General features: G+C 71.6%; 21 protein-coding genes. 12 read left to right on the forward strand and 9 right to left on the reverse strand.

Going from position 1 to position 21,356, the window contains the following annotated elements; genetic code table 11:
* The first annotated feature begins 155 nt into the window (after positions 1-155).
* Both ABZ815_RS04735 and ABZ815_RS04740 read left to right on the forward strand, forming a co-directional pair.
* Positions 156-1,565, forward strand: a complete 1,410-nt coding sequence (locus ABZ815_RS04735; protein ID WP_357693984.1) for a glycoside hydrolase family 16 protein — start codon at positions 156-158, stop codon at positions 1,563-1,565.
* A 75-nt stretch (positions 1,566-1,640) separates the two neighbouring features.
* Positions 1,641-2,588, forward strand: coding sequence for a 2-oxoglutarate and iron-dependent oxygenase domain-containing protein (locus ABZ815_RS04740; RefSeq protein WP_357693987.1), 948 nt, complete (start codon positions 1,641-1,643; stop codon positions 2,586-2,588).
* Here the strand turns inward: ABZ815_RS04740 and ABZ815_RS04745 are convergent.
* Positions 2,585-4,933: a GH1 family beta-glucosidase gene (locus ABZ815_RS04745; RefSeq protein WP_357693990.1), complete on the reverse strand. Its 2,349-nt coding sequence runs from the start codon at positions 4,931-4,933 to the stop codon at positions 2,585-2,587. The two genes, ABZ815_RS04740 and ABZ815_RS04745, sit on opposite strands and share 4 nt — an antisense overlap.
* Positions 4,934-5,024: 91 nt before the next feature.
* Between ABZ815_RS04745 and ABZ815_RS04750 the strand changes: the two genes are divergently transcribed.
* The 3 genes from ABZ815_RS04750 (at position 5,025) to rocD (ending at position 7,639) form a co-directional block, all read left to right on the forward strand.
* Positions 5,025-5,513, forward strand: coding sequence for an Lrp/AsnC family transcriptional regulator (locus ABZ815_RS04750; RefSeq protein ID WP_357693992.1), 489 nt, complete (start codon positions 5,025-5,027; stop codon positions 5,511-5,513).
* A gap of 121 nt (positions 5,514-5,634) precedes the next feature.
* Positions 5,635-6,432: a dimethylargininase gene (gene ddaH / locus ABZ815_RS04755; RefSeq protein WP_357693995.1), complete on the forward strand. Its 798-nt coding sequence runs from the start codon at positions 5,635-5,637 to the stop codon at positions 6,430-6,432.
* Position 6,433: 1 nt separating this feature from the next.
* The gene (gene rocD / locus ABZ815_RS04760; protein WP_357693997.1) at positions 6,434-7,639 is read left to right on the forward strand and encodes an ornithine--oxo-acid transaminase; all 1,206 of its coding nucleotides are present in this window, start codon (positions 6,434-6,436) and stop codon (positions 7,637-7,639) included.
* A gap of 161 nt (positions 7,640-7,800) precedes the next feature.
* Here rocD and ABZ815_RS04765 read toward each other — a convergent pair whose 3' ends face one another.
* The 4 genes from ABZ815_RS04765 to ABZ815_RS04780 form a co-directional block, all read right to left on the reverse strand.
* Positions 7,801-8,997 (reverse strand): CU044_5270 family protein, encoded by a 1,197-nt coding sequence (locus ABZ815_RS04765; RefSeq protein WP_357694000.1) that lies wholly within the window; start codon positions 8,995-8,997, stop codon positions 7,801-7,803.
* Positions 8,990-9,526, reverse strand: coding sequence for an RNA polymerase sigma factor (locus tag ABZ815_RS04770; RefSeq protein ID WP_357694002.1), 537 nt, complete (start codon positions 9,524-9,526; stop codon positions 8,990-8,992). The genes ABZ815_RS04765 and ABZ815_RS04770 overlap by 8 nt, the downstream gene beginning before the upstream one ends.
* Positions 9,527-9,656: 130 nt before the next feature.
* A complete protein-coding gene (locus ABZ815_RS04775) occupies positions 9,657-10,373 on the reverse strand; it encodes a class I SAM-dependent methyltransferase (protein WP_357694004.1) in 717 nt (238 codons plus the stop codon).
* 9 nt (positions 10,374-10,382) lie between these two features.
* Complete coding sequence (locus ABZ815_RS04780; RefSeq protein WP_357694006.1) at positions 10,383-11,936, reverse strand: alkaline phosphatase D family protein; 1,554 nt, start codon at positions 11,934-11,936, stop codon at positions 10,383-10,385.
* Positions 11,937-12,152: 216 nt separating this feature from the next.
* Here ABZ815_RS04780 and ABZ815_RS04785 point away from each other — a divergent pair, with 216 nt between their 5' ends.
* From ABZ815_RS04785 to ABZ815_RS04795, 3 genes are all read left to right on the forward strand, one after another.
* Positions 12,153-13,430: a Glu/Leu/Phe/Val dehydrogenase gene (locus ABZ815_RS04785; protein WP_357694008.1), complete on the forward strand. Its 1,278-nt coding sequence runs from the start codon at positions 12,153-12,155 to the stop codon at positions 13,428-13,430.
* Between the two features lie 72 nt (positions 13,431-13,502).
* Positions 13,503-13,697 carry a hypothetical protein gene (locus ABZ815_RS04790; protein WP_357694010.1) on the forward strand — a complete coding sequence of 65 codons (195 nt, stop codon included), beginning with the start codon at positions 13,503-13,505 and terminating at the stop codon, positions 13,695-13,697.
* 28 nt (positions 13,698-13,725) lie between these two features.
* Entirely contained in the window at positions 13,726-14,208 is a 483-nt protein-coding gene (locus ABZ815_RS04795) for a cupin domain-containing protein (protein WP_357694012.1), read from the forward strand.
* Here ABZ815_RS04795 and ABZ815_RS04800 read toward each other — a convergent pair.
* Positions 14,177-14,662: a MarR family transcriptional regulator gene (locus ABZ815_RS04800; RefSeq protein ID WP_357694015.1), complete on the reverse strand. Its 486-nt coding sequence runs from the start codon at positions 14,660-14,662 to the stop codon at positions 14,177-14,179. The genes ABZ815_RS04795 and ABZ815_RS04800 overlap by 32 nt on opposite strands.
* 51 nt (positions 14,663-14,713) lie before the next feature.
* Between ABZ815_RS04800 and ABZ815_RS04805 the strand changes: the two genes are divergently transcribed.
* The 4 genes from ABZ815_RS04805 to ABZ815_RS04820 all read left to right on the forward strand — a co-directional run bounded on the left by ABZ815_RS04805 (position 14,714) and on the right by ABZ815_RS04820 (position 19,110).
* Positions 14,714-15,793 (forward strand): substrate-binding domain-containing protein, encoded by a 1,080-nt coding sequence (locus tag ABZ815_RS04805; RefSeq protein ID WP_357694017.1) that lies wholly within the window; start codon positions 14,714-14,716, stop codon positions 15,791-15,793.
* A gap of 52 nt (positions 15,794-15,845) precedes the next feature.
* On the forward strand, positions 15,846-17,213 hold the full coding sequence (locus ABZ815_RS04810) for an APC family permease (protein WP_357694020.1): 1,368 nt from the start codon (positions 15,846-15,848) through the stop codon (positions 17,211-17,213).
* On the forward strand, positions 17,210-18,214 hold the full coding sequence (locus tag ABZ815_RS04815) for an acetamidase/formamidase family protein (RefSeq protein WP_357694022.1): 1,005 nt from the start codon (positions 17,210-17,212) through the stop codon (positions 18,212-18,214). The genes ABZ815_RS04810 and ABZ815_RS04815 overlap by 4 nt, the downstream gene beginning before the upstream one ends.
* 71 nt (positions 18,215-18,285) lie before the next feature.
* Entirely contained in the window at positions 18,286-19,110 is an 825-nt protein-coding gene (locus tag ABZ815_RS04820; RefSeq protein WP_357694025.1) for a hypothetical protein, read from the forward strand.
* Here the strand turns inward: ABZ815_RS04820 and ABZ815_RS04825 are convergent.
* From ABZ815_RS04825 to ABZ815_RS04835, 3 genes are read right to left on the reverse strand one after another with little or no spacing between them, the layout of a single operon-like run.
* A complete protein-coding gene (locus ABZ815_RS04825; protein ID WP_357694028.1) occupies positions 19,094-19,978 on the reverse strand; it encodes a Gfo/Idh/MocA family oxidoreductase in 885 nt (294 codons plus the stop codon). The genes ABZ815_RS04820 and ABZ815_RS04825 overlap by 17 nt on opposite strands.
* Positions 19,975-20,886 carry an NAD-dependent epimerase/dehydratase family protein gene (locus ABZ815_RS04830; protein WP_357694031.1) on the reverse strand — a complete coding sequence of 304 codons (912 nt, stop codon included), beginning with the start codon at positions 20,884-20,886 and terminating at the stop codon, positions 19,975-19,977. The genes ABZ815_RS04825 and ABZ815_RS04830 overlap by 4 nt, the downstream gene beginning before the upstream one ends.
* Before the next feature lie 2 nt (positions 20,887-20,888).
* Complete coding sequence (locus ABZ815_RS04835) at positions 20,889-21,242, reverse strand: YrdB family protein (protein ID WP_357694033.1); 354 nt, start codon at positions 21,240-21,242, stop codon at positions 20,889-20,891.
* Positions 21,243-21,356: the final 114 nt, after the last annotated feature.

A 21,356-nucleotide genomic window follows, 5' to 3' on the forward strand; every position in this document is an offset into this window, starting at 1 on the left:
GGCGCCGGTGGCCGCCGTTTCGCGTCCGCGCCCGGAACCGGCCGCGACGCCCGATCCTGGAGCGCTCTCCCGTATTGACACGCGGTCAAAGGCGTGTTTACGTCGCGTCAAGAGAGCGCTCTCTCGCTCGACTCCACACCCCCCATGGAGCTGGGATGACAACAGAGATCCGGCACCGGCGCCGCCTGGTGGCCGTGACGGTGGTGCTCGTGGCACTCACCGGCCTGCTCGTCAAAGTGGCCGTCAGCGCCTCGGCGTCCGTGCCGTCCACGCCGTCCGGCTGGTCGCTGGTCTGGTCCGACGACTTCAACGGCTCGGCGGGCACGCCGCCCTCGTCCGCCGAGTGGATCGTCGACACCGGGCACGGCTACCCCGGCGGGCCGGGCAACTGGGGCACCGGCGAGGTCCAGAACTACACCGCCGGCACGTCCAACCTCGGCCTCGACGGCTCCGGCAACCTGCGCATCACGCCCCTGCGCAGCGGCTCGGGCGAGTGGACCTCGGCCCGCATCGAGACCAGGCGGGCCGACTTCAAGCCGGCCGCCGGACGCGTCCTGCGGATCGAGGGCAGGATCCAGATGCCGAACGTGACCGGTCAGGCGGCGCTCGGCTACTGGCCGGCGTTCTGGGCGCTCGGGGCGCCGTACCGGGGGAACTACTGGAACTGGCCGGGCATCGGCGAGTTCGACATCATGGAGAACGTCAACGGCCTCAACTCCGTGTGGGGCGTGCTCCACTGCGGCGTCAACCCCGGCGGGCCCTGCAACGAGACGACCGGCCTCGGCGCGAGCCGGGCCTGCCCAGGCTCCACCTGCCAGTCGGCCTTCCACACCTACCGCTTCGAGTGGGACCGCGCCGCCAGCCCGAACCAGCTGCGCTGGTACGTCGACGGCCAGCAGTTCCACAGCGTGAGCCAGAACCAGCTCGACGCCACCACCTGGAACAACATGACCGGGCACGGCGGCTACTTCCTGCTGCTCAACCTGGCGATGGGCGGCGCGTTCCCCAACGCCCTGGCCGGCACGGGCACGCCGACGGCGGCGACCGTCCCGGGGCATCCGATGCTGGTGGACTACGTGGCCGTCTGGCAGAGCGGCACGGTCTCCACCCCGACCGCGACCCCGACCGTGACCCCCACCGTCCCGGGCGGCGTGGACGCGCGCTCCACCATCCAGGCCGAGCGCTACCAGGGCCAGTCGGGCACCATCGTCGAGACCACCACCGACACCGGCGGCGGCCAGAACGTCGGCGCGATCGCCAACGGCGACTGGCTGCGCTACGACGGCGTGAACTTCGGCTCCGAGCCCGCCCTCCAGTTCAAGGCCAGGGTGGCGTCGGGGGCCGCGGCCGGTGTGAGCGGGCTGGTGCAGGTGCGGCTGGACAGCCCGTCCGCGCCGCCGATCGGCGACTTCGCGCTGGCGAACACGGGCGGCTGGCAGAGCTGGCGCACGGTTCCGGCCAACATAGGCGGGGTGACCGGCACGCACACCGTCTACCTGACCTTCAGCAGCGGCCAGCCCGCCGACTTCGTCAACGTCAACTGGTTCACCTTCTCGACGGCCTGACCTCCCTCAGGGTTCCCCTCAGGCCCGGCTCGGCGCCTCCGGTACGCCGCGGCCGGGCCGGGGAACAATGGCACGGTGCGCGAATTGCCGGTGATCGACATCTCCCCGCTGCTCGACGGTGCCACGGGCGGTGACAGGCAGGCCGCCGGCGCGGCGATCGGCGCGGCCTGCCGGGACAACGGGTTCTTCTACGTCTCCGGGCACGGCGTGCCGCAGGAGCTCCTCGACCGGCTCGACGCGGCCGCCAGGCGTTTCTTCGCGCTGCCGGAGGAGGTCAAGAACGAGATCTCCATGGACCGGGGCGGCCCGGCCTGGCGCGGCTTCTTCCCGGTGGGCGGCGAGCTCACCTCGGGCCGGCCCGACCTGAAGGAGGGCGTCTACTTCGGCGCCGAGCAGCCGCCCGGCCCGCTCCCGCTGCACGGCCCCAACCAGTTCCCCGTCCAGGTGCCCGAGCTGCGGGAGGCCGTGCTCGCCTACCTGGACACGATGACGGGGGTCGCACAGGCGGTCATGTCCGGCGTAGCGCTCAGCCTGGGCCTCGACGAGGGCTACTTCAGCACCGGCTACACCGCCGACCCGACCGTCCTGTTCCGGATCTTCCACTACCCGCCCGCGCCGCCGGACGACGACGAGACCTGGGGCGTGGGCGAGCACACCGACTACGGCCTGCTCACCCTCCTCCTCCAGGACTCCAACGGCGGCCTCCAGGTCCGCACCGCGGACGGCTGGATCGAGGCGCCGCCGCTGGCGGGCACGTTCGTCTGCAACATCGGCGACATGCTCGACAAGCTCACCGGCGGCCGCTACCGCTCGACCCCGCACCGCGTACGCAACCGCAGCGGCAACGAGCGCCTGAGCTACCCGTTCTTCTTCGACCCCGGCTGGGACAGCGAGGTCCCGCCCCTCCCCTACGCCGCCGGCGAGCGCTGGGACGGGCAGGTCGACTTCACCGGAACCTACGGCCAGTACCTGCTGTCGAAGGTGTCCAAGGTCTTCCCGCGCCTGTTCGAACGGCAGATCTAGGCCGACTCCCGCACCACCAGCCGGGTGGGCAGCACGACCGGCGTGGTGCTCCTGCCCTCCAGCCGCGACAGCAGCAGCCGCGCGAGCGCCAGCGCCTGCTCGGTGACCGGCACCCGCACGGTGGTGAGCGCGGGGGTGGTGGCCGAGGCGGCGTCGATGTCGTCGAAGCCGACGATCGCCAGGTCCTCGGGCACCCGCCGGCCCGCGGCGCGGGCGGCCAGCAGCGCGCCGATCGCCATCCGGTCGTCGGCCGCGAAGATCGCGTCCAGGTCGGGGGCGTCGCCGAGGAGCTGCCCGGCGGCCGCCGTGCCGGAGGCGCGGGTCAGGTCGCCGATCGCCGGCCGGACCCGCAGCCCGGCGCGCTCCATGGCCGCGCGGTGGCCGGCGAGCCGGTCCTGGGTGGCGACCAGGTCCATCGGGCCGCAGATCACGCCGATGCGGCGGCGGCCGGTGGCCAGCAGGTGCTCGGTGGCCGCCGCCGCGCCCGCGGCGTTGTCGGCGTCCACGTACGGCACCAGCGAGCTGACCGGCGGCCGGCCCAGCAGCACGAGGGGCACGCCGGTGCGCGAGAGGCGTTCGGCCAGTGTGTCGCCCCGCTCGGGCGGCAGCAGGACGACGCCGTCCACCAGGCGGGCCTCGGCGTGCCGGACGATGCGGCGGTGGCTCTCGGCGGTGTCGGCGAGCATGAGGGTGATCTGCTTGCCCGCGCCCTCCAGCAGGCTCGTCACGTACTGGACGACGGCCGGGACCATCGGGTCGGCGGCGTGCCTGGGCACCGACAGCACGAGCGCGACGGTGTCGGTGCGCCGGGTCACCAGGCTGCGGGCGGCGGCGTTGGGCACGTAACCGAGCTCCTTGACGGCCTGGAGGACCGTGGAGCGCACCTCGGGGCTGACCGACGCCTCGCCGTTGACCACGCGGGAGACCGTGGCCCGGGAGACGCGGGCGCGGGCGGCCACGGTCTCCAGCGTGGGCCGTCTGGGCGGGGCCTCGGTCAGGCCGTTGCGCCTGATCACGTCGCGGTACCACAGCGCGCTGTCCTTGGGCCGCCTGCGCTGGGTGTCGAAGTCGACGTGCACGAGGCCGAACTTGCGCCGGTAGCCGTCGGCCCATTCGAGATTGTCCAGCAGCGTCCAGACGAGATATCCGCGGACGTTCGCGCCCTCCTCGACCGAGGAACGCAGAGCCCTCAGGTGTTCCTCGACGAAATGCACGCGGTCGACGTCGTGAATGCCGTCGGGGGTGACCGTGTCGACGAAGTCGGCGCCGTTCTCGGTGACCATGAGTTCGAGGCCGGGATATTCCCTGGAGAGCCGCCGCAGTAACAGGGAGAGGGCGTTCGGAACGATCGGCCAGCCCATCGCGGTGACCGCCGTGGGAATGGTGCTGAAAAGCACGCCCGTGCTTCCCGGATAGGCCGGGTCGGCCGGTTCGCCGGGCTGCGCCTGGACGACGGCGGGCGCGTAGTAATTGACGCCGAGCAGGTCGAGCGGCTGGGCGATGTCGGCCAGGTCGCCGTCGTGGACGTGCCCGAGCCCGGCGTGCTCCTCGATGACCGGCAGCAGGTCGGCGGGGTAGGCGCCGCGCAGCATCGGGTCCAGGAACTGCCGGTGGACCAGGGCGTCGATCCTGGTCACGGCCTCGGCGTCCTCCTCCGACAGCGGCCGGTCGAAGTCGCCGACCTGGGCGGGCGTCAGGACGGGCGAGAAGTTGAGCACGGCCCCCACCTCGGCGGCCCCGGCGGCGCGCAGGGCCTGGGTGCCCAGGCCGTGGGCGAGCAGCAGGTGGTGGGCGGCCCGGAACGCGTCGGCGGCCGACCGGCGGCCCGGCGCGTGCACCCCCGAGCCGTGGCCGACGAAGGCCGCCACCCACGGCTCGTTGACGGTGAACCAGGTGCCGACCCGGTCGCCGAGCCGGTCGGCGACGATCGCCGCGTAGTCCGCGAAGCAGCGGGCGGTGTCGCGGGACGGCCAGCCGCCGCGCTCCTCCAGCGCCTGCGGCAGGTCCCAGTGATAAAGCGTGGCGTACGGCGTGATGCCCGCCTCCAGCAGCGCGTCGACCAGCCGCTGGTAAAAGTCGAGACCGGCCGCGTTCACCTTTCCCGCGCCCTCGGGAAGAATGCGCGGCCAGCTCACCGAGAATCGGTACGCCGCCATTCCCAGGTCTTTCATCAGCCGGACGTCGTCGCGATATCGGTGGTAATGGTCGCAGGCGTCGGCCGGGCCGCCGGCGAAGGCGTCCCAAATGGACGGCCCGCGGCCGTCGGCGGCCGTGCCGCCCTCGATCTGGAAGGCCGACGTCGAGACCCCCCAGACGAAACCCTCGGGAAAGCGTGCGATATTCATGTGGCGTCAATCCTCCGGCAGTGGACCGAGCGCCCAGTCTCCCGCGCGGCGCTCGTCGCGCGCCAGCCTGGCCAGGCGGTATACAGAGCGCGTGGAACTGGACCGGCTCGATCGTGACATCATCGCGGCGCTCGTCGACGACGCCCGCGCGACCTACGCGGACATCGGCCATCAGGTGGGGCTGAGCGCGTCGGCCGTCAAGCGGCGGGTCGACCGGCTGCAGAAGAGCGGGGCGATCACCGGTTTCAGCGCGCGGGTGGCGCCGCAGGCGCTCGGCTGGACCACCGAGGCGTACGTCGAGCTGTTCTGCCAGGGCAAGACCAAGCCGTCGGACATCGCGCTGGCGGTGGCCAAGTTCCCCGAGGTGGTGGCGGCGGCCACGATCACCGGCGAGGCCGACGCGCTGCTGCACATCAGGGCCACCGACGTGCGGCACGTCGAGCGGGTCATCGAGCGCATCGCGGCCGAGGCTTTCGTGGTCCGGACGAAGAGCTCGATCGTGCTGTCACGGCTGGTCGACACGCCTCCGGGAGCCGCTCTCACGGACGCGCGCAACGGATCGCACGTGGTCAGCCGATAGACGCAACAGACCTGCGCCAACGCGCAATGCGCACCGCTTGGCCTGCGCAAACGTCAATTCTTAGGCTGTGCTCGTCTCCCCCGACACGGGAACTTCCCCTGCAATGACGACGGAGCCCTGCATGCCCAAACACTTCCTCATGTGCCGCCCGGACCACTTCGCGGTCGAGTACGCGATCAACCCGTGGATGGACCCCGAGGCCGGCGCCGACCGTGAGGTGGCGATCCGGCAGTGGGAAGGGCTGAAGTCGGCGTACGAGGAGCTCGGGCACAAGGTCAGCCTGATCGACCCGATCGAGGGCCTGCCCGACATGGTGTTCGCCGCCAACGGCGCGCTGGTCGTCGGCGGCCGGGTCTACGGCGCCCGCTTCACCTTCCCCGAGCGCGGCCCCGAGGGCCCGGCCTACCTGCGCTGGTTCGTCGAGCGCGGCTACCCGACCCTGGAGCCCACGTACGTCAACGAGGGCGAGGGCGACTTCCTCACCCTCGACGAGGTCATCCTCGCCGGCACCGGCTTCCGCACCGACGTGGTCGCCCACCAGGAGGCGCAGGAGTACCTGGGCCGCCCGGTCGTCTCGCTGAAGCTGGTGGACCCGCGCTTCTACCACCTCGACACCGCGCTGTTCCCGCTCGACGGCCGCAACGTCGCCTACTACCCCGGCGCCTTCTCCAAGGGCAGCCAGGAGGTGCTGCGCTCGATGTTCCCCGACGCGGTGATCGCGACCGCCGATGACGCCGAAGTGCTCGGCCTCAACGCGGTCAGCGACGGCAGGAACGTGGTGATCAACTCCGAGGCGTCCGGGCTCCAGCTGGAGCTCAAGCGGCACGGCTACGAGGTCATCCCGGTCGAGCTGTCGGAGCTGCGCAAGGCGGGCGGCGGTCCCAAGTGCTGCACACTGGAGATCAGGGGGGAGAAGTAACATGAGCACCAGCGCAGAGCTGATCGAAGTAAGCGAGCGCCGCAGCGCGCACAACTACCATCCGCTGCCCGTGGTCATCCACGAGGCGCACGGCGCGTGGGTCACCGACGTCGAGGGCAAGCGCTATCTCGACTGCCTGTCGGGCTACTCGTCACTGAACTTCGGCCACGGCAACCCGAAGATCATCGAGGCCGCCCAGGAGCAGCTGAAGAACCTCACGCTGACCAGCCGGGCCTTCTACCACGACCAGTTCGCCCGATTCTGCGCCGGGCTCGGCGACCTCACCGGCAAGGACATGATCCTTCCGATGAACACCGGCGCCGAGGCCGTCGAGACCGCGATCAAGGTGGCCCGCAAGTGGGGCTACGAGGTCAAGGGCGTCGCGCCGGAGCAGGCCAACATCATCGTGATGGAGGACAACTTCCACGGCCGCACCACCACGATCATCAGCTTCTCGACCGACCCCGACGCGCACGACGGGTTCGGCCCGTACACGCCCGGCTTCACGATCGTCCGTTACGGGTCCGCCGAGGCGATCAGGGAGGCGATCGACGACAACACCGTCGCCGTCCTCGTCGAGCCGATCCAGGGCGAGGCGGGCGTGCTGGTGCCGCCGGACGGCTACCTCACCGAGGTCAGGCGCATCTGCACCGAGAACAACGTGCTGATGATCGCCGACGAAATCCAGTCGGGGCTCGGCCGCACCGGCCGCACGTTCGCCTGCGACCACGAGAACGTCGTCCCCGACATCTACATCCTGGGCAAGGCGCTCGGCGGCGGCGTGGTGCCGGTGTCGGCCATCGCCGCGGACGAGGACGTCCTCGGGGTGATCAAGCCGGGCCAGCACGGGTCCACGTTCGGCGGCAACCCGCTGGCCTGCGCGGTCGGCATCGCCGTCATCGACATCCTGAACACCGGCGAGTTCCAGGCCAGGGCCGCCCGGCTCGGCGAGGTGCTGCACGCGCGGCTGCGCGAGCTGGCCGGCAAGGGCGTGGTGGCGGTGCGCGGGCGCGGGCTGTGGGCGGGCGTGGACATCGACCCGGCCCTCGGCACCGGGCGCGAGGTCTCCAAGGCGCTGATGGCGCGCGGCGTGCTCGCCAAGGACACCCACGGGTCCACGATCCGGCTCGCGCCGCCGATCGTGATCTCCGAGGAGGACCTGGTCTGGGCGGTCGACCAGCTCGCCGCCGTCCTCGAAGACCTATAGGTCTTCATGGCTTCGCCTGGTCACGCCACCCGCCGTACTTCGGCCGGCGGCCCTCCGGGAAACGGCCGCTGACCCCGCACGGGCACGCCGCCGTGGCGGCGCGCCCTGTGGGCCTGCTGGGTGGGTCTACCGGGTGGCCGGCCGCCGGCCGCCGGTGGAGGTCACGAACCCGGGGTGGGGGTGACGGTACGCGTCACCGTCGGCTCCGGGGTGCCGGTCGGCCCGGTCTCCGGCTCGCGGGTCGACTCGACCGCGAACGCGCTGGTCGGCTCCGGGGTGAACGTGAACGTCGCCTCGGCCGCCGGCAGCTCCGCCGTCGTCGGGCCGGACTCCGAGGGAATGGGTGTGGGGGCCTGGGTCTCCGGCGTGCAGCTCGCGTCGGCACCGGCGTCGGGGGCGTCCGGCAGGGCGTCCACCACGGAGACGTCGAGCTGGGCCGTGAGCGCCAGGACGCTGTCCTTCGGCGCCCCGGCCTTGGCGTCCACCGCGACCTGCCGCTCGCCCAGGAACGTGTGCGCGGCCGGGTCGAAGATCAGCTCTTCACGCACGCCCCAGTCGGCGACCCGGCCCAGCGCCACGCCCACGCGTCCCGAGGAGTCGGCCACGCCCTCGGCCGCCTCGACGCCGGGGATCGTCTTGACCGCCTCGAACAGGGCGTCCCGCTGCGGCTTGGGCAGGTAGTTCTCCCTGACGAGGTCTCCTGCGCGGGTGAAGGCGGCGGCGTCGGCGTTGACGTCCTTGCCCTTGGGGACCGGCTGGTAGAGGCGGTCGCGCATGGCCGTGGCGTCGGTCGGGAGCGTGCTCAGGAAGGCGTAGTCGTCGCGGTAGGGGCCGCGCAGGTCGGGGCAGGAGGCGAGCTGGTTCCACTCGCTGCCCTGCCAGTTCTTGGCGTCCGCCGGCAGCGGCTCGCCCGGCCAGGGGCGCGGCTCCTGCCCCTCGGTCAGCAGCAGGCCGTCCTTGCTGCCGTCCACCGACTTCCAGATCTTGCGGTGCTGGCGGTAGAGGTAGCGGGTCTGTCCTCCGGACGCGTCGACCGAGTGCGAGCCGTACATGGTGTCGGACTCGATCAGGATGAACTGGTCCGGCCTGGGGTTCAGCTCTCCGCCCGAGAGGACCACGGAGGTGGCCGGGCGGATCTCCGTCCCGCCCTGGCCGGACAGCGCCACCGCCACGCCGCCGACCAGGACGACCGTGACGCCGAACGCGGCGGCCGTCTGCCAGCCGAGCCTCGGCAGCCGCAGGCGTCGCCCGCCGTGCGCCTCGGCCAGCAGCCGTTCCCGTGCCCGCGCGCGGGCCTGCGGCTCGTACGGCGGCGCGGACGGCCTGCCGTCGGCGAACGTCCGGATCTCGTCATCCATGCTGGGGCTCCTCTGCTGCGAAGGGGTCGATGCCGCCGAGCGCCCTGCGTACCTTGACGCGGAGCCGGTGCAGCCTGGACCGGACGGTGCCGACCGGCACCCCGAGGGCGCGGGCGGCGTCCTCGTAGGTCAGGTCGGCCCACGCCACGAGCAGCAGCAGGTCGCGCTCGCTCGCGCTGAGCCTGGTCAGCGCCCTGGCCAGGCGCGGCTGGAGCTGCTCTGCGGTGACCCGGTCGGCGCTGCGCTCGTCGAACGTGCCGGGACGGTCGGCGCCGACCCTGGCCATGGCCGCGGTGCGCCGCCGTTCGGCCCTGCGGTGCTGGGACACGACCTTGGTGGCGATGCCGTACAGCCAGGGCCGGGCGTCGGGCAGGGTGCGGTCGTAGCGGCCGCGCCCGCGGAAGGCGACGAGGAACACCTCCCCCGTCACGTCGTCGGCCAGCTCCGCGCCCAGGCGGCGGGCGGCGTACCGGTGGATCTCGTCGGCGTGCCGGTCGAACAGTGCGGCGAAACGCTCAGGGTCGCCCATGGAATGCCCGATCAGGGTCGAGTCATCCAGCGTTTCGGTTGTGTCCTCGACACTCACCACATCCGGTCCTCTCTCATGCGGTCACCCTGTTGTTGGCCGCACACGGAAGCCCGGTTCCACCTTTTTCGGGTTACGCCGCCTTCCGCCAGGCCGCCAGCCCGTCGGGGGCCTCGTCCCTGACGAACCCGGCCGCCGTCAGCTCCGCGGCCAGCCGCTCGCCGCCCGGCCGGTGGGCCTCGCTGGTCACCTCGTCCTCGCCGATCACCACGCCGCGCTGCCTGACCCGGTAGAGGAAGCGGGAGCGCACGGTCTCGCCGGAGACGCCGAGCACCTGGCCCCAGACCTCGTAGGCGTGCCGCCCGACCTGGTACGACCCCATGAGCTCCAGCTCACCCGGCGTGGGCGCGGGCCGCTCGCGCCAGTTGAACAGCAGCAGCCCGCCCGGTTCGAGCTGCCTGGCCAGCACCCGCCACAGCTCCTCCCGCCGCCCGGCCGGGAACGCCTGGAGCACCGAGATCATCACGACCGCCTCGACCGGTACGTCGACGTCGACGTCGAGCGCCCCGCAGGCCAGCACGGTGACGCGGCGGCGCGCCTCCTCGTCACCGGCCAGCCGCGACAGCAGCACCGACCGCATGGCGAGCGCCGGCTCGACGGCGAACACCTCGCCGCGCGTCTCGCGCACGATCAGCTCGGTGATCAGGCCGGTGCCCGCGCCGATCTCCATGACGCCGCCCCGCACGCCCTTCAGCAGGGGCGGCAGCGACTCGCGGATCTCGGGGACGTGCCCGTCCTCGTGCCACAGGTCGTAGAAGGGCACCGCCCTGGAGTACTGGTCGTCGTTCATGGGTCCTTTCTACGCCAGCCGGGCCGAGTCGATCGGCCGGACGCCGTCGCCCACCGACTCGTACCAGGTGATCGTGTCGGGGAAGGTCAGCGTGGCCAGCGCGTTCTGGAACAGCGGCCCCTTGGTCACCCGCCAGCGGAACGGCGGCCGCGGGATGCCGGCCAGCCGCGCCAGCAGGCTGCCCACCAGCGTCGCCAGCCCGAACTGGGTGAGCACGTTGGCCCAGCGCAGCAGCCGGCTGAGCGGGTTGCGGATCGGCGAGCAGACGACCTGGTAGATCTGCCCGGCCGACGCCTTGGCCAGGTAGGAGTAGTGGACGTCGCCGGACAGGATCACGGCCGGTTTGCCGAGCTTGACCAGCATCCTGCCCAGGTCCTCGAACGAGCGCCGGAAGGCCGCCCAGTGCTCCAGGTCGACGGCCTGACGCAGCTGCTCCGACAGCCGCTGGGCCGTACGGCCCCACTTGCCGTCGCACAGCGCCTCGTTCCAGTTCTGGACGCCGTGGACGCCCTCGGGCAGCAGGAACGGGATCGAGGAGCCGATGACCAGCCGCTCGGCCGGCGTGGCGGCCTGCTCCTGGAGCCAGGCCCACTCGTCGGGGTCGAGCATGCGCCGGTCGCCGGGGGTGAGCTGCCTGGCGCACCTGGTGTCGATCATGATGAGCCGCGTGTGCCCGAGGTCGCGGGTGTAGCTCCAGCGGTTGCTGCTCGGCTCGGCGTCGGCCTTGGCGGCGAACGCGTCGAGGGCCGGGCCGCCGTCGCCGCCGCCCTCGGTGAGCTCGCGCACCAGCGGGTCGGCCGCGCGCTCGGCCGGAGTCAGGTTGCCGAGGTGCTGGTAGACGAAGTACGCCCCCAGCCCCGCGACCACCCGCCGCGGCCACCAGCTCGTCAGGGCCATCTTCTCCCGCCAGGACTGCGAGGTGTTCCAGTCGTCGCGCAGGTCGTGGTCGTCGAAGATCATGGCGGTGGGCACGGTGGACAGCAGCCAGCGGATCTCCGGGTCGGTCCACGCCTGGCGGTAGAGCTCGGCGTACTCCTCGAAGTCGGCGATCTCGCCCTGCGGCTCGGTGGTGCGGCGGGCGTGGATGTAGTCGAGCATCTGGGGCGAGGGGCTGTCGGCGTAGACCTGGTCGCCGAGGAGCAGCAACAGGTCGGGCCACTCCTGCTCGTCGGCGCGCATGAGGCTCACACCGTACGCGCGCAGCACGTCGTCGCCGTGGGTGCGGACGTGGGCGGAGTCGTGCGGCACGCTCGTCCGGCACGACCCGAACGCCAGCCTGCGCGGCCCTTCTGCGGGCAGCAGCCGGACCCGGCTGGCCGGGCGACCCGCCAGGGGCCAGACCTGGTCCCCGTCGAGGCTGACGGAATAGGAGGCGATATCCTGGGACAGGCCGACGAGATCCACGATCGCGTAGTGGTGACCGTGCACGGTGAAGGTGGGCGACCGATAAGCCCCGCCTGCCGTCTCGACGGTGACCGTGCAGGGCTCGCTGGTCTCCACCCAGATCGAGGCGCTGACCGAGTCGACGTGACGCAACATCGGCCCAACCACGAGTGCGGGCATCCAACCCTCCGGTTTTCGACGATTCGGCAAACTCTCGATCGACAGCCTGCCAGAGTGGCACGTTCCCAGCACGTTGATCAACGGCTTGGATATCCCTTCATAACCTAGGCAAGGTCAAACAGCCCGGCCTAGGATGATCGAGACAACACGCCCAAGAGGGAAGGCAATGGCGCCTTCTCCCGCAAACTGGGCGCGCATACAGGAGGAAACTCGACCATGAGCATCATGGTGCCGTCAAAGACGCCGGCGCTGATCACACCTGGTCAACAGGCGCTCGACTCCGCTCTCCACCAACTCCATCAGGCCGCCGCCCACCTCGGGCTCGACGACGGCCTCCGCACGATGCTGGCCACGCCGCGCCGCTCGCTGACCGTCTCGGTCCCGGTGCGCCGCGAGGACGGGCGCATGGACGTCGTCCAGGGCTTCCGCGTCCAGCACAACGTCTCGCGCGGCCCCGCCAAGGGCGGTATCCGCTTTCATCCCGGCACCGACATCCACGAGGTCACCGCCCTGGCGATGTGGATGACGTGGAAGTGCGCACTGGTCGGCATCCCGTACGGCGGCGCCAAGGGCGGCGTGGCCGTGGACCCGGGCGCGCTGACCACGATCGAGCTCGAACGGCTCACCCGCCGCTACGTCAACGAGATCCTGCCGCTGATCGGCCCGGAGAAGGACATCCCGGCCCCCGACGTCGGCACCGACGAGCAGACCATGGCCTGGATCATGGACACCTACAGCGTCAACGCCGGCTACTCGGTGCCCGGCGTGGTCACCGGCAAGCCGATGACGCTCGGCGGCTCGCTCGGCCGCACCGGCTCGACCTCGCGCGGCGTGCAGATCGCGGCGCTGGCCGCGCTCGGGCGCTCACCCGAGGGCGTCACGGTGGCCGTGCAGGGCTTCGGCAAGGTGGGCGCGCTGGCCGCGCAGTACCTGTCCGACGAGGGCTGCAAGGTGGTCGCCGTCTCGGACGTGACCGGCGCGCTCTACGCGCCCGGCGGCCTCGACGTCGCCCGCGTGCGCGCCTGGGTGGCCGAGACCGGCGGCGTGTCCGGCTACCCGCACGCCGACGCGATGGCCCACGACGACCTCTTCGAGCTGGACGTGGACGTGCTCGTCCCGGCCGCGCTCGAAGGCGTGATCACCGAGGCGAACGCGCCCCGCGTGCGCGCCCGGCTGATCGTGGAGGGCGCCAACGGCCCCACCACGCCGGAGGCCGACGAGATCCTGGCCGCCAACGGCACCACCGTCGTGCCGGACATCCTGGCCAACGCGGGCGGGGTGATCGTGTCCTACCTGGAGTGGGTGCAGAACATGCAGGCCTTCTCCTGGAGCTCGCGTGAGGTCGAGGTGAAGCTGCGCGACCTGATGGAGAGCGCCTTCGCCGAGGTCAGGTCGATGTCCGCCGAACGCGGGCTGACGCTGCGGGAGGCGGCGCACGTGATCGGCGTGGGCCGGGTCGCCGAGGCGCACAGCATGCGCGGGCTCTACCCCTGACCGACTTTGGTCGCACGTGACCCGCCCAAGGTCGGATGCCGGGGCGGGTCCCGTTCTGCCACTGTCGAGGCCATGAGGGGTTTCTTCGGGATCATGGCCGTGCTCCAGGGGCTCGGCGGGTTCGTCGGGCGCGTCTGGTTCGACACGGAGTGGGGGTTCGTGGGGCGGCTCGTGGAGCTGCCCCTCGCGGCGTATCTGGGGCTCGCGGCCGTCGGCGTGGCCCTTCTGGTGTGGGGCGACCACGACAGGAGGAACCGCGAGAGCTGACCGCCGGCGGTTCGGGCAGGATGGCCTCATGACCTATCCGGAACCGCGCTATTCGGGCGACACCGGCGAGCTGTCGGCCACGTACCGCCCCTACGCCCACGGCCCCGAGCTGACCTACCAGAACGGCAACACCGTCCACTACCTGGCCACCGGAGCCACCACCAACGGCCAGTTCGGGCTCTACCGCTGGGTCATGGGGCCCGAGCCGTCCGGGCCGAGCCCCCACTTCCACAAGTCGATCTCCGAGTCGTTCTACATCCTCGAAGGCTCGGTGCGGATCTACGACGGCAGCCGCTGGATCGACACGCGGCCCGGCGACTGGGTCCACGTGCCCGAGGGCGGCGTGCACGCCTTCCGCAACGAGTCGGGCGAGCCCGCGACCATGCTGCTGCACTTCGCCCCCGGCGCCCCTCGCGAGGGCTACTTCGAGGGGCTGCCGGAGCTGGCGGGCAAGAGCGAGGAGGAGAAGGCCGAGTTCTTCATCCGCCACGACACGTACTGGCTGGGCTAGCGGGGGCCACGGCTTCGGCCGAGGCGCGGTCGAGGGCCGCCGCCAGGTCCTCCAGCTCGCGCATCAGCCGCTCGGTGCGCTCCTGGCCGAACGCGGCGGCGACGGCCCGGTGGTGCTCGGCCACCGCGCCGTCCACGCGGGCCAGCAGGTCGCGCCCCCGGTCGGCCAGGAACACCGCCACCCGCCGCCGGTCGCCCGCCGACGCGCCCCGGTGGACCAGCGCCCGGTCGATCAGCCGGTCGACCGCCTTGGTGAGCGTCGGGTGCGGCATGAGCACCGCCTCGGCCAGCTCCCCCATCGAGTGGCCGCGCCCGTCGGCCAGCGCGCGCAGGATGCGCCACTGCTCGACGGTGACGTCCTCACCGGCCAGGGTCGCCGCCAGACCGCGCGTGACCTCGCGTTCGGCGCGGCTGAGCACGTACGCGAGTGAGGACCCCAGCCCGGATTTAGCCATGGAAGATCAGGTCCTTTCACCGGAGAGCTAGTTCGGAGGATACTCGTCGGCGTGGCGGCGATCGTCGATCCTTTCGAGGCCCGGCTCCTCCCCTCAGACGCGGTCAGGATCGGCCTCGTCGTGCCCGTGTCCGGGGTGCTCGGGCTGGTGGGACCGTGCGCGATCAACTGCGCGGTGCTGGCCGCCGAAGAGGTCAACGCCCGGGGCGGCGTCCTGGGCAGGCAGGTCGAGCTGGTACTCGTCGACGGCGGGCGGCCGGGGCGCGAGGTGGCCGCCGAGGTGGCCGGCCTGGTGGCGTCCGGCACGGTCGAGGCCGTGGTGGGCACGCACGCGAGCGACGTCCGGGTCGACGTGGTCGCCGCGATCGGCGGGCGGGTCCCGTTCGTGTACGCGCCGCCGTACGAGGGCGGGGGGCACGCGCCGGGCGTCTACTTCCTCGGCGAGACCCCCGGCAGGCAGCTCGAACCCGGCATCGAATGGCTGGTCCGCGCCCACCGGGCACGCCGCTGGTACCTGCTGGGCAACGACTACGTCTGGCCGCGCCTGGTGCACGCGGGCGCCCGGCGCCGGCTGCGCGCGCGCGGCGCGACCGTCGTCGGCGAGACGTTCGTCCGGTACGGCGAGGCGGCCTCCTGGCTCGACCGGATCGCCGACGCCCGCCCCGACGCGATCCTGCTCACGCTGATCGGCAGCGACCTGGTGGCCTTCAACCGGGCCTACGCGGCGAGCGGGCTCGGCGCGGCCCGGCTGTGCGGGGCGCTGGAGGAGCACGGCCTGCTCGGCATCGGCGGCGACGGCACCGGCGAGCTCTACGCCTCGATGGGCTACTTCCGCGACCTGCCGACCGAGGCCAGCCTGCACTTCGCCGAGCGGTACGCCAAACGCTTCGGCCCGCACGCCCCCATGCTCAACGCCCACGGCCAGGGCTGCTACGAGGCCGTCGCGATGCTCGCCGCCCTGTCCGGACGGGCCGGCAGCCTGGCCGTCCCCGCCCTCGACGCGGTCGCCGACGGCACCACGATCGTGAGCGCGCGCGGCCCGCTCACGCTGCTGAACCGCCAGGTGCGGCGCACGGTGCACCTCGGCAGGGCGGACGGCCTGGATTTCTTGCTTGAGAAACCTTTTCACTAGAAAGCTTTGGCTCTAAGGTGCCAATCGCCCCCCACGCTTCGAGGAGCCCCAGATGAGCACTATCGAGCAGTTCGGCTATCGCCAGGAACTCCAGAGATCCTTGGGTTTCTCCGACCTGATGATCTACGGCCTGATCTTCATGGTGCCGATCGCGCCGTTCGGCATCTTCGGCAACGTCTTCGCCGTCTCCCACGGCATGGTCGCGCTCGCCTACATCATCGGCCTGGTGGCGATGGGGTTCACCGCGCTGTCGTACGCGCAGATGGCCCGCGCGTTCCCGATGGCCGGCTCGGTCTACACCTACGCCGGGCGGGGCATCGCCGCGCCGGTCGGGTTCATCGCCGGCTGGGCGATCCTGCTCGACTACATCCTCGTGCCCGCGCTGCTCTACCTGGTGGCCAGCACGGCCATGACCTCGTTCGTGCCCGGCATCCCCATCTGGGGCTGGCTGGTCGTGTTCGTGCTGCTCAACACGGTGGTGAACTACCTGGGCATCCAGATGACGGCCAGGATCACCAGGGTCATGCTGGTGGCCGAGCTGATCGTGCTGGCGATCTTCCTGGTGGTCGGCGTCATCGCCCTGGCCCAGGGCAAGGCCCAGACCAGCGCGTTCACCCCGATCTTCGAGTCCTCCTCGTTCACCTGGACGGTGGTCTTCGGCGCCGCGTCGGTGGCGGTGCTGTCGTTCCTGGGCTTCGACGGCATTTCCACGCTGGCCGAGGAGAACCGCGAGGGCGGCGCCCGGCTCGGCCGGTCCATGCTGGCCGCGCTCGGCCTGGCCGCCGTCCTGTTCGTGGTCCAGACCTGGGTGGCCGCACTGCTCACGCCCAACCGGGAGACCCTGATCTCCGCGGGCGACACGACGGGCAACGCGTTCTACGACACCGCGGAGTTCGCCGGCGGCCACTGGCTGTCCGTGCTCACGGCCGTGGCCACCGCCGTCGCGTGGGGCTTCGCCAACTCGCTGGTCGCCCAGGCGGCCACCTCCCGGCTGCTGTTCGCGATGGCCCGCGACCGCATGCTGCCCTCGTTCCTGTCCAAGGTCGACCCGCGGCACAAGGTCCCGGTCAACGCGACCCTGCTGGTGGCCGCGATCTCCCTGGCCCTCGGCATCTGGATGAGCACGCGGAAGAACGGCATCGGCGAGCTGGCCTCGCTGGTCAACTTCGGCGCCATGACCGCCTTCCTGCTGCTGCACATCGCCGTGGTCGTGCACTACGTCTTCCGCAGGCGCAGCCGTAACCTGCTGATGCACCTCGTGGTGCCCGTCATCGGGTTCGTCGTCCTGGTGGCCGTCGTGTACAACCAGAACGTGGCCGCCCAGTGGGTAGGCGGCATCTGGCTGCTGCTCGGTATCTTCGGCCTCGGCATCGCCTACCGCATGGGCCGCAGGCCCGTTCTTCCCTCGGAGGTCAAGTGAACGTCGTCTCCTACCACCCCTCGCCGGAGGAGCTCAGCTACACCTTCGGCGGCCGTGCCGCCCTGGGCAGGGTGCGGCCCGGGACGGTGATGGAGCTGTACACCGAGGACTGCTTCGGCGGCCGGGTGCGGACCGTGGAGGACCTGCCGTCGCGGGTCTGCGAGTTCCCGTACCTGAACCCGGTGACCGGCCCCTTCCACGTGGAGGGGGCCGAGCCCGGCGACACGCTGGCGCTGCACTTCGTCAAGATCACGCCCGCCCGCGACTGGGCGGTCTCGACCACGTTCCCGCACTTCGGCGCGCTGACCGGCACCCACACCACGGCGACGCTCCAGCCGCCGCTGGAGGAGCGGGTGTGGCGCTACGACATCGACGTGGACAAGGGCGTGGCGGTCTACCACGCGCGCAACAGCGACTTCAGCGTCGCGTTGCCGCTCGACCCGATGCACGGCACGGTGGGCGTGGCCCCGGGCGCGAACGAGGCCCGCATGACCATCACCCCCGACGCGCACGGCGGCAACATGGACACCCCGGAGCTGCGCGCGGGCGTCACCGTCTACCTGGGCGTCAACGTCGAGGGCGGCATGTTCTCGATCGGTGACGGCCATGGTCTGCAGGGGCACGGCGAGGTCTGCGGCACGGCCGTGGAGTCGGCCATGAACACCGTGGTCGCGGTCGAGCTGATCAAGGGCGTGGCCACGCCGTGGCCCCGGCTGGAGGACGACCTGCACCTGATGTCCACCGGCTCGGCCAGGCCCCTGGAGGACGCCTACCGCATCAGCCAGCACGACCTGGTGACCTGGACGTCGGAGCTGACCGGCCTCGACACGCTGGACGCGTACCAGCTCGTCAGCCAGGCGGGCCAGGCGCCGGTCGGGAACGTGTGCGACACCAACTACACCATGGTCGCCAAGCTGCCCAAGACCTACCTGGGAGCCCCTTCGGTGTACGAGGACGTCCACGCCCGCCTGCGGGCCCTGGGCGCCCAGTACGACGCATGACAATCCCCCACTTAGGTAAACCTTGGTGTCGCAGGTCAGAGCATTGATCATCTTCCCCGTAGAGTGGGAAGGTGCTCAGGTTGGTACTGTCTCTGGTCCTGCTCGATCCGGCTGGCGTCACCGATGTCTCACAGCGCAGCGTCCCCGTCCCCCAGGTGCTGACCCCGGACGGCGACCGCCTGGGCTACGCGCCGGTCCCGCGCCCCTACACGGGGGCACGGCGGCTGACCGGGGTGCTGCTCGGCCATGATCCCGTCACCCGCACCGACGTGTGGTGCGGGGGCGCGGTCATCGGCTCGCGCAGCCGCAGCCTGGTGCTGACGGCCGCGCACTGTCTCTACCACGACGGCCGGCCGCTCAGGCGGCTGGCCTTCATGCCCGGCTTCGACCGGGGCAACCCGCGGCTCGGCGTCTGGTCCGCGGTGCGGACCTGGGTGCCCGACCGCTGGAAGGCCGCCCCCGACTCCCCCGACGTGCTCCCGTACGACGTCGGCCTGGTCGGGGTCGTCAAGGGCAAGCGCCCGCTGGAGGCGGTGGTCGGCCAGGGCCTGCCGCCGCTGCGCACGGGCCGGGGCGCCGGGCTGCGCGGGCTCGAACTGCTCGGCTATCCGGCGGGCAAGCGCTACCCGGGCACGCAGATGTACCGATGCCTGGGCGACGCGGTGGAGGGCTCGACGGTGGGCCCCGGGGTGATGGTCACCCGCAACTGCCACGCCGCCGCCGGGGGGAGCGGCGGCCCGGTCCTGTACGGCGACTCGGTGGCGGGGGTGGTCTCCTCCTCCAGCCCGTTGAGCGACACCGACGGCTACACGGTGCTCGCCCGGCTGGGCGGGACGACGTTCGACCGCATGTTCGCCAGGGCCGACGAGTCGATGCGGGTCAGGAAGCCAGGCTGACGGCCTCCTCGCAGATCGCGTGGGTGATCAGGGCGTCGTCGGCGCCGATCACCCGGCCCTCGCGGACCGCGAGCAGGAACTCCTGGCAGATCTGCTCGATGCCGCGCTGCCGGGCGACCGGCACCCAGTCGGGCCGCCGGGTGAGCGTCTCGCCGCCCTCGTAGTCGAGGACGTCGCCGAGGTTGACCACGCGCCGCTTGATGCCGTCGCCCATGACCTCGCAGGTCTCCTCGCCGGCGCCGCTGACCCGGTTCATGACGCCGATCGCGGTGAACCCGGCGCCCGACAGCTCCAGGACGATGTGTTCGAGCAGGTCGCGGCGGACGCGGGTGCGGATCCTGGTCTCGGTGACCGGGCCGGGGGCGAGGAACCTGAGCGTGTCCACGACGTGGATGAAGTCCTCGAAGATGGCCCGCCGGGGCGCGTCGGGGTAGTTGTCGCGGTTCTTCTCCATCAGCACGAGGTGGCGGGGAAGGGCGAGGAGCCCGGCGTAGCCGGGGGCGAAGCGACGGTTGAACCCGACCATGAGCGACCGGCCCTCGGACTCGGCCAGGCGCACCAGGCGCTCGGACTCGGCGAGGCTGTAGGCGATCGGCTTGTCGACGTAGACGTGGATCCCGGCGCTGAGCAGCGGCTCGACGATCTCCGCGTGCGCCTCGGTCGCGGCGTGCACGAACGCGGCGTCGACCCCTGCCTTGATCACCTCGTCGACGCTGGTGGACCGGTCGGCGACGCGGTAGGCGTCCCCGAGCCGGTCGAGCCGCGCGGTGTTGCGGGTGCAGAGGTGGAGGTCGAGGGACTGGGCGGCGAGCACGGGAAGGTACGCCTTCTCCGCGATGTCGCCCAGGCCGATCATGGCTATCTTCATCCGTCGAGCGTAGCCCTCAGCGCGGCCTCCATCGGCGTAGGCGCGACGCCGAAGACCTGCTGAAACGCCGAGGAATCGAGCACGAACGGCGCGGTGAACTGGTAGCGCACGTGCCGCAGCTCGCCGATCATGGGCGAGAACAGCCCGGACACCCGCAGCAGCGGCCACGGCAGCGTGCTCATCTTCGGCGCCGGCAGGTCCAGCAGGGCGGCCATCCGCGCGCCGACCTCGCGGAAGGTCATCGGGTCGTCGGTGGGCACGTGCCAGGGGCGGCCCCAGGCCCGCTCGTCGGCGCCCGCCGTGATCAGGGCGTCGGCCACGTCCGGCAGGTAGGTCCAGCTGTGCGGCACGTCGGCCGGGAAGACGAGCCGGACGGTCTTGCCCGCCCTGAGCGCCGGGATGAAGCGGGTGCCCAGGTGGGACTGGTCGGTGGCGCCTGGGCCGAAGAAGTCCGAGCCGCGCACCTCGGTCGCCCTGATGCGCCCGGCCCGGTGGGCGGCCAGCGCGTCGTGCCAGATCTTCGCCCGCACCTGGGCCTTCGGGGTGGTGGAGGCGAGCGGCAGGTCCTCGGTCATCGGGCCGGTGACGGGCCCGTACGGGTAGAGGTTGCCCAGGATGGCGAGCACGGCCCCGCTCGACTCCGCGGCGGCGAGGAACGACTCGGCCATCGGCGGCCAGTCGGTGAGCCAGCGGTGGTAGGCCGGGTTGACGCAGTTGTACAGGACGTCGGCCCCCTTGCTCAGCTCGGACAGCCGGGCCTTGTCGGCGACGTCGGCGGCCACCCTGACCGTCCCCTCGGGCCCGCGGCCCGAGCGGGTCACGACGACGACCTCGTGCCCCTGAGCGGCGAGCTTGGTGGCCAGATGCGTGCCGACCTGGCCGGACCCCACGACGACGTGCTTACCCATGATCAGACCTGCTTCCAGATGACGCGGAGCACCGCGTTGACGACGAAGACGGCGGCGAAGACGATCGCCGGGGTGACCCGGCCGGCGGCGTAGAGCGCGAGCGCGCCGCCGCCGAACCAGAGGATCTCCAGCACGGCGCGGGCCAGACCGGTCAGCGGGATCGTGGCGTTGGCGCCGCCCCCCGCGCCGAACAGCGCCCACGCGGCGATGAACAGCGCCGGCCCGCCCAGCCCGGCGAGGAGCTTGATCGGCCAGTTGGGGCTGAGCGTGAACCCCCAGTACGCCACCGCGCCCAGCACGCCGAGCTCCAGGAAGAACATCAGGACGGCGTTGGCGTTCTTGGCGAGGGCGAGCATGGGGGTCTCCTGTGGGGGTGCGCTGTTCGCTTACGAGAGCAATGCTCTCTCAAGAGAGCGGCAATCGTCAAGAGCAGTGCTCTCGTTTTTTGCTAGTGCTCTGATAATCTGCTG

It is taken from the genome of Nonomuraea sp. NPDC047529, from assembly GCF_040642995.1.
Taxonomy (GTDB): Bacteria; Actinomycetota; Actinomycetes; order Streptosporangiales; family Streptosporangiaceae; genus Nonomuraea.

Excerpts from the sequence above, each read along its gene's own strand:
- ABZ815_RS04795 (WP_357694012.1), top strand. The coding sequence starts at position 13,726 with ATGACCTATCCGGAACCGCGCTATTCGGGCGACACCGGCGAGCTGTCG.
- ABZ815_RS04770 (WP_357694002.1), bottom strand. The coding sequence starts at position 9,526 with ATGGGCGACCCTGAGCGTTTCGCCGCACTGTTCGACCGGCACGCCGAC.
- ABZ815_RS04835 (WP_357694033.1), bottom strand. The coding sequence starts at position 21,242 with ATGCTCGCCCTCGCCAAGAACGCCAACGCCGTCCTGATGTTCTTCCTG.
- ddaH (WP_357693995.1), top strand. The coding sequence starts at position 5,635 with ATGCCCAAACACTTCCTCATGTGCCGCCCGGACCACTTCGCGGTCGAG.
- ABZ815_RS04765 (WP_357694000.1), bottom strand. The coding sequence starts at position 8,997 with ATGGATGACGAGATCCGGACGTTCGCCGACGGCAGGCCGTCCGCGCCG.
- ABZ815_RS04775 (WP_357694004.1), bottom strand. The coding sequence starts at position 10,373 with ATGAACGACGACCAGTACTCCAGGGCGGTGCCCTTCTACGACCTGTGG.
- ABZ815_RS04735 (WP_357693984.1), top strand. The coding sequence starts at position 156 with ATGACAACAGAGATCCGGCACCGGCGCCGCCTGGTGGCCGTGACGGTG.
- ABZ815_RS04825 (WP_357694028.1), bottom strand. The coding sequence starts at position 19,978 with ATGAAGATAGCCATGATCGGCCTGGGCGACATCGCGGAGAAGGCGTAC.
- ABZ815_RS04800 (WP_357694015.1), bottom strand. The coding sequence starts at position 14,662 with ATGGCTAAATCCGGGCTGGGGTCCTCACTCGCGTACGTGCTCAGCCGC.
- ABZ815_RS04790 (WP_357694010.1), top strand. The coding sequence starts at position 13,503 with ATGAGGGGTTTCTTCGGGATCATGGCCGTGCTCCAGGGGCTCGGCGGG.
- rocD (WP_357693997.1), top strand. The coding sequence starts at position 6,434 with ATGAGCACCAGCGCAGAGCTGATCGAAGTAAGCGAGCGCCGCAGCGCG.
- ABZ815_RS04785 (WP_357694008.1), top strand. The coding sequence starts at position 12,153 with ATGAGCATCATGGTGCCGTCAAAGACGCCGGCGCTGATCACACCTGGT.
- ABZ815_RS04810 (WP_357694020.1), top strand. The coding sequence starts at position 15,846 with ATGAGCACTATCGAGCAGTTCGGCTATCGCCAGGAACTCCAGAGATCC.
- ABZ815_RS04780 (WP_357694006.1), bottom strand. The coding sequence starts at position 11,936 with ATGCCCGCACTCGTGGTTGGGCCGATGTTGCGTCACGTCGACTCGGTC.
- ABZ815_RS04830 (WP_357694031.1), bottom strand. The coding sequence starts at position 20,886 with ATGGGTAAGCACGTCGTCGTGGGGTCCGGCCAGGTCGGCACGCATCTG.
- ABZ815_RS04745 (WP_357693990.1), bottom strand. The coding sequence starts at position 4,933 with ATGAATATCGCACGCTTTCCCGAGGGTTTCGTCTGGGGGGTCTCGACG.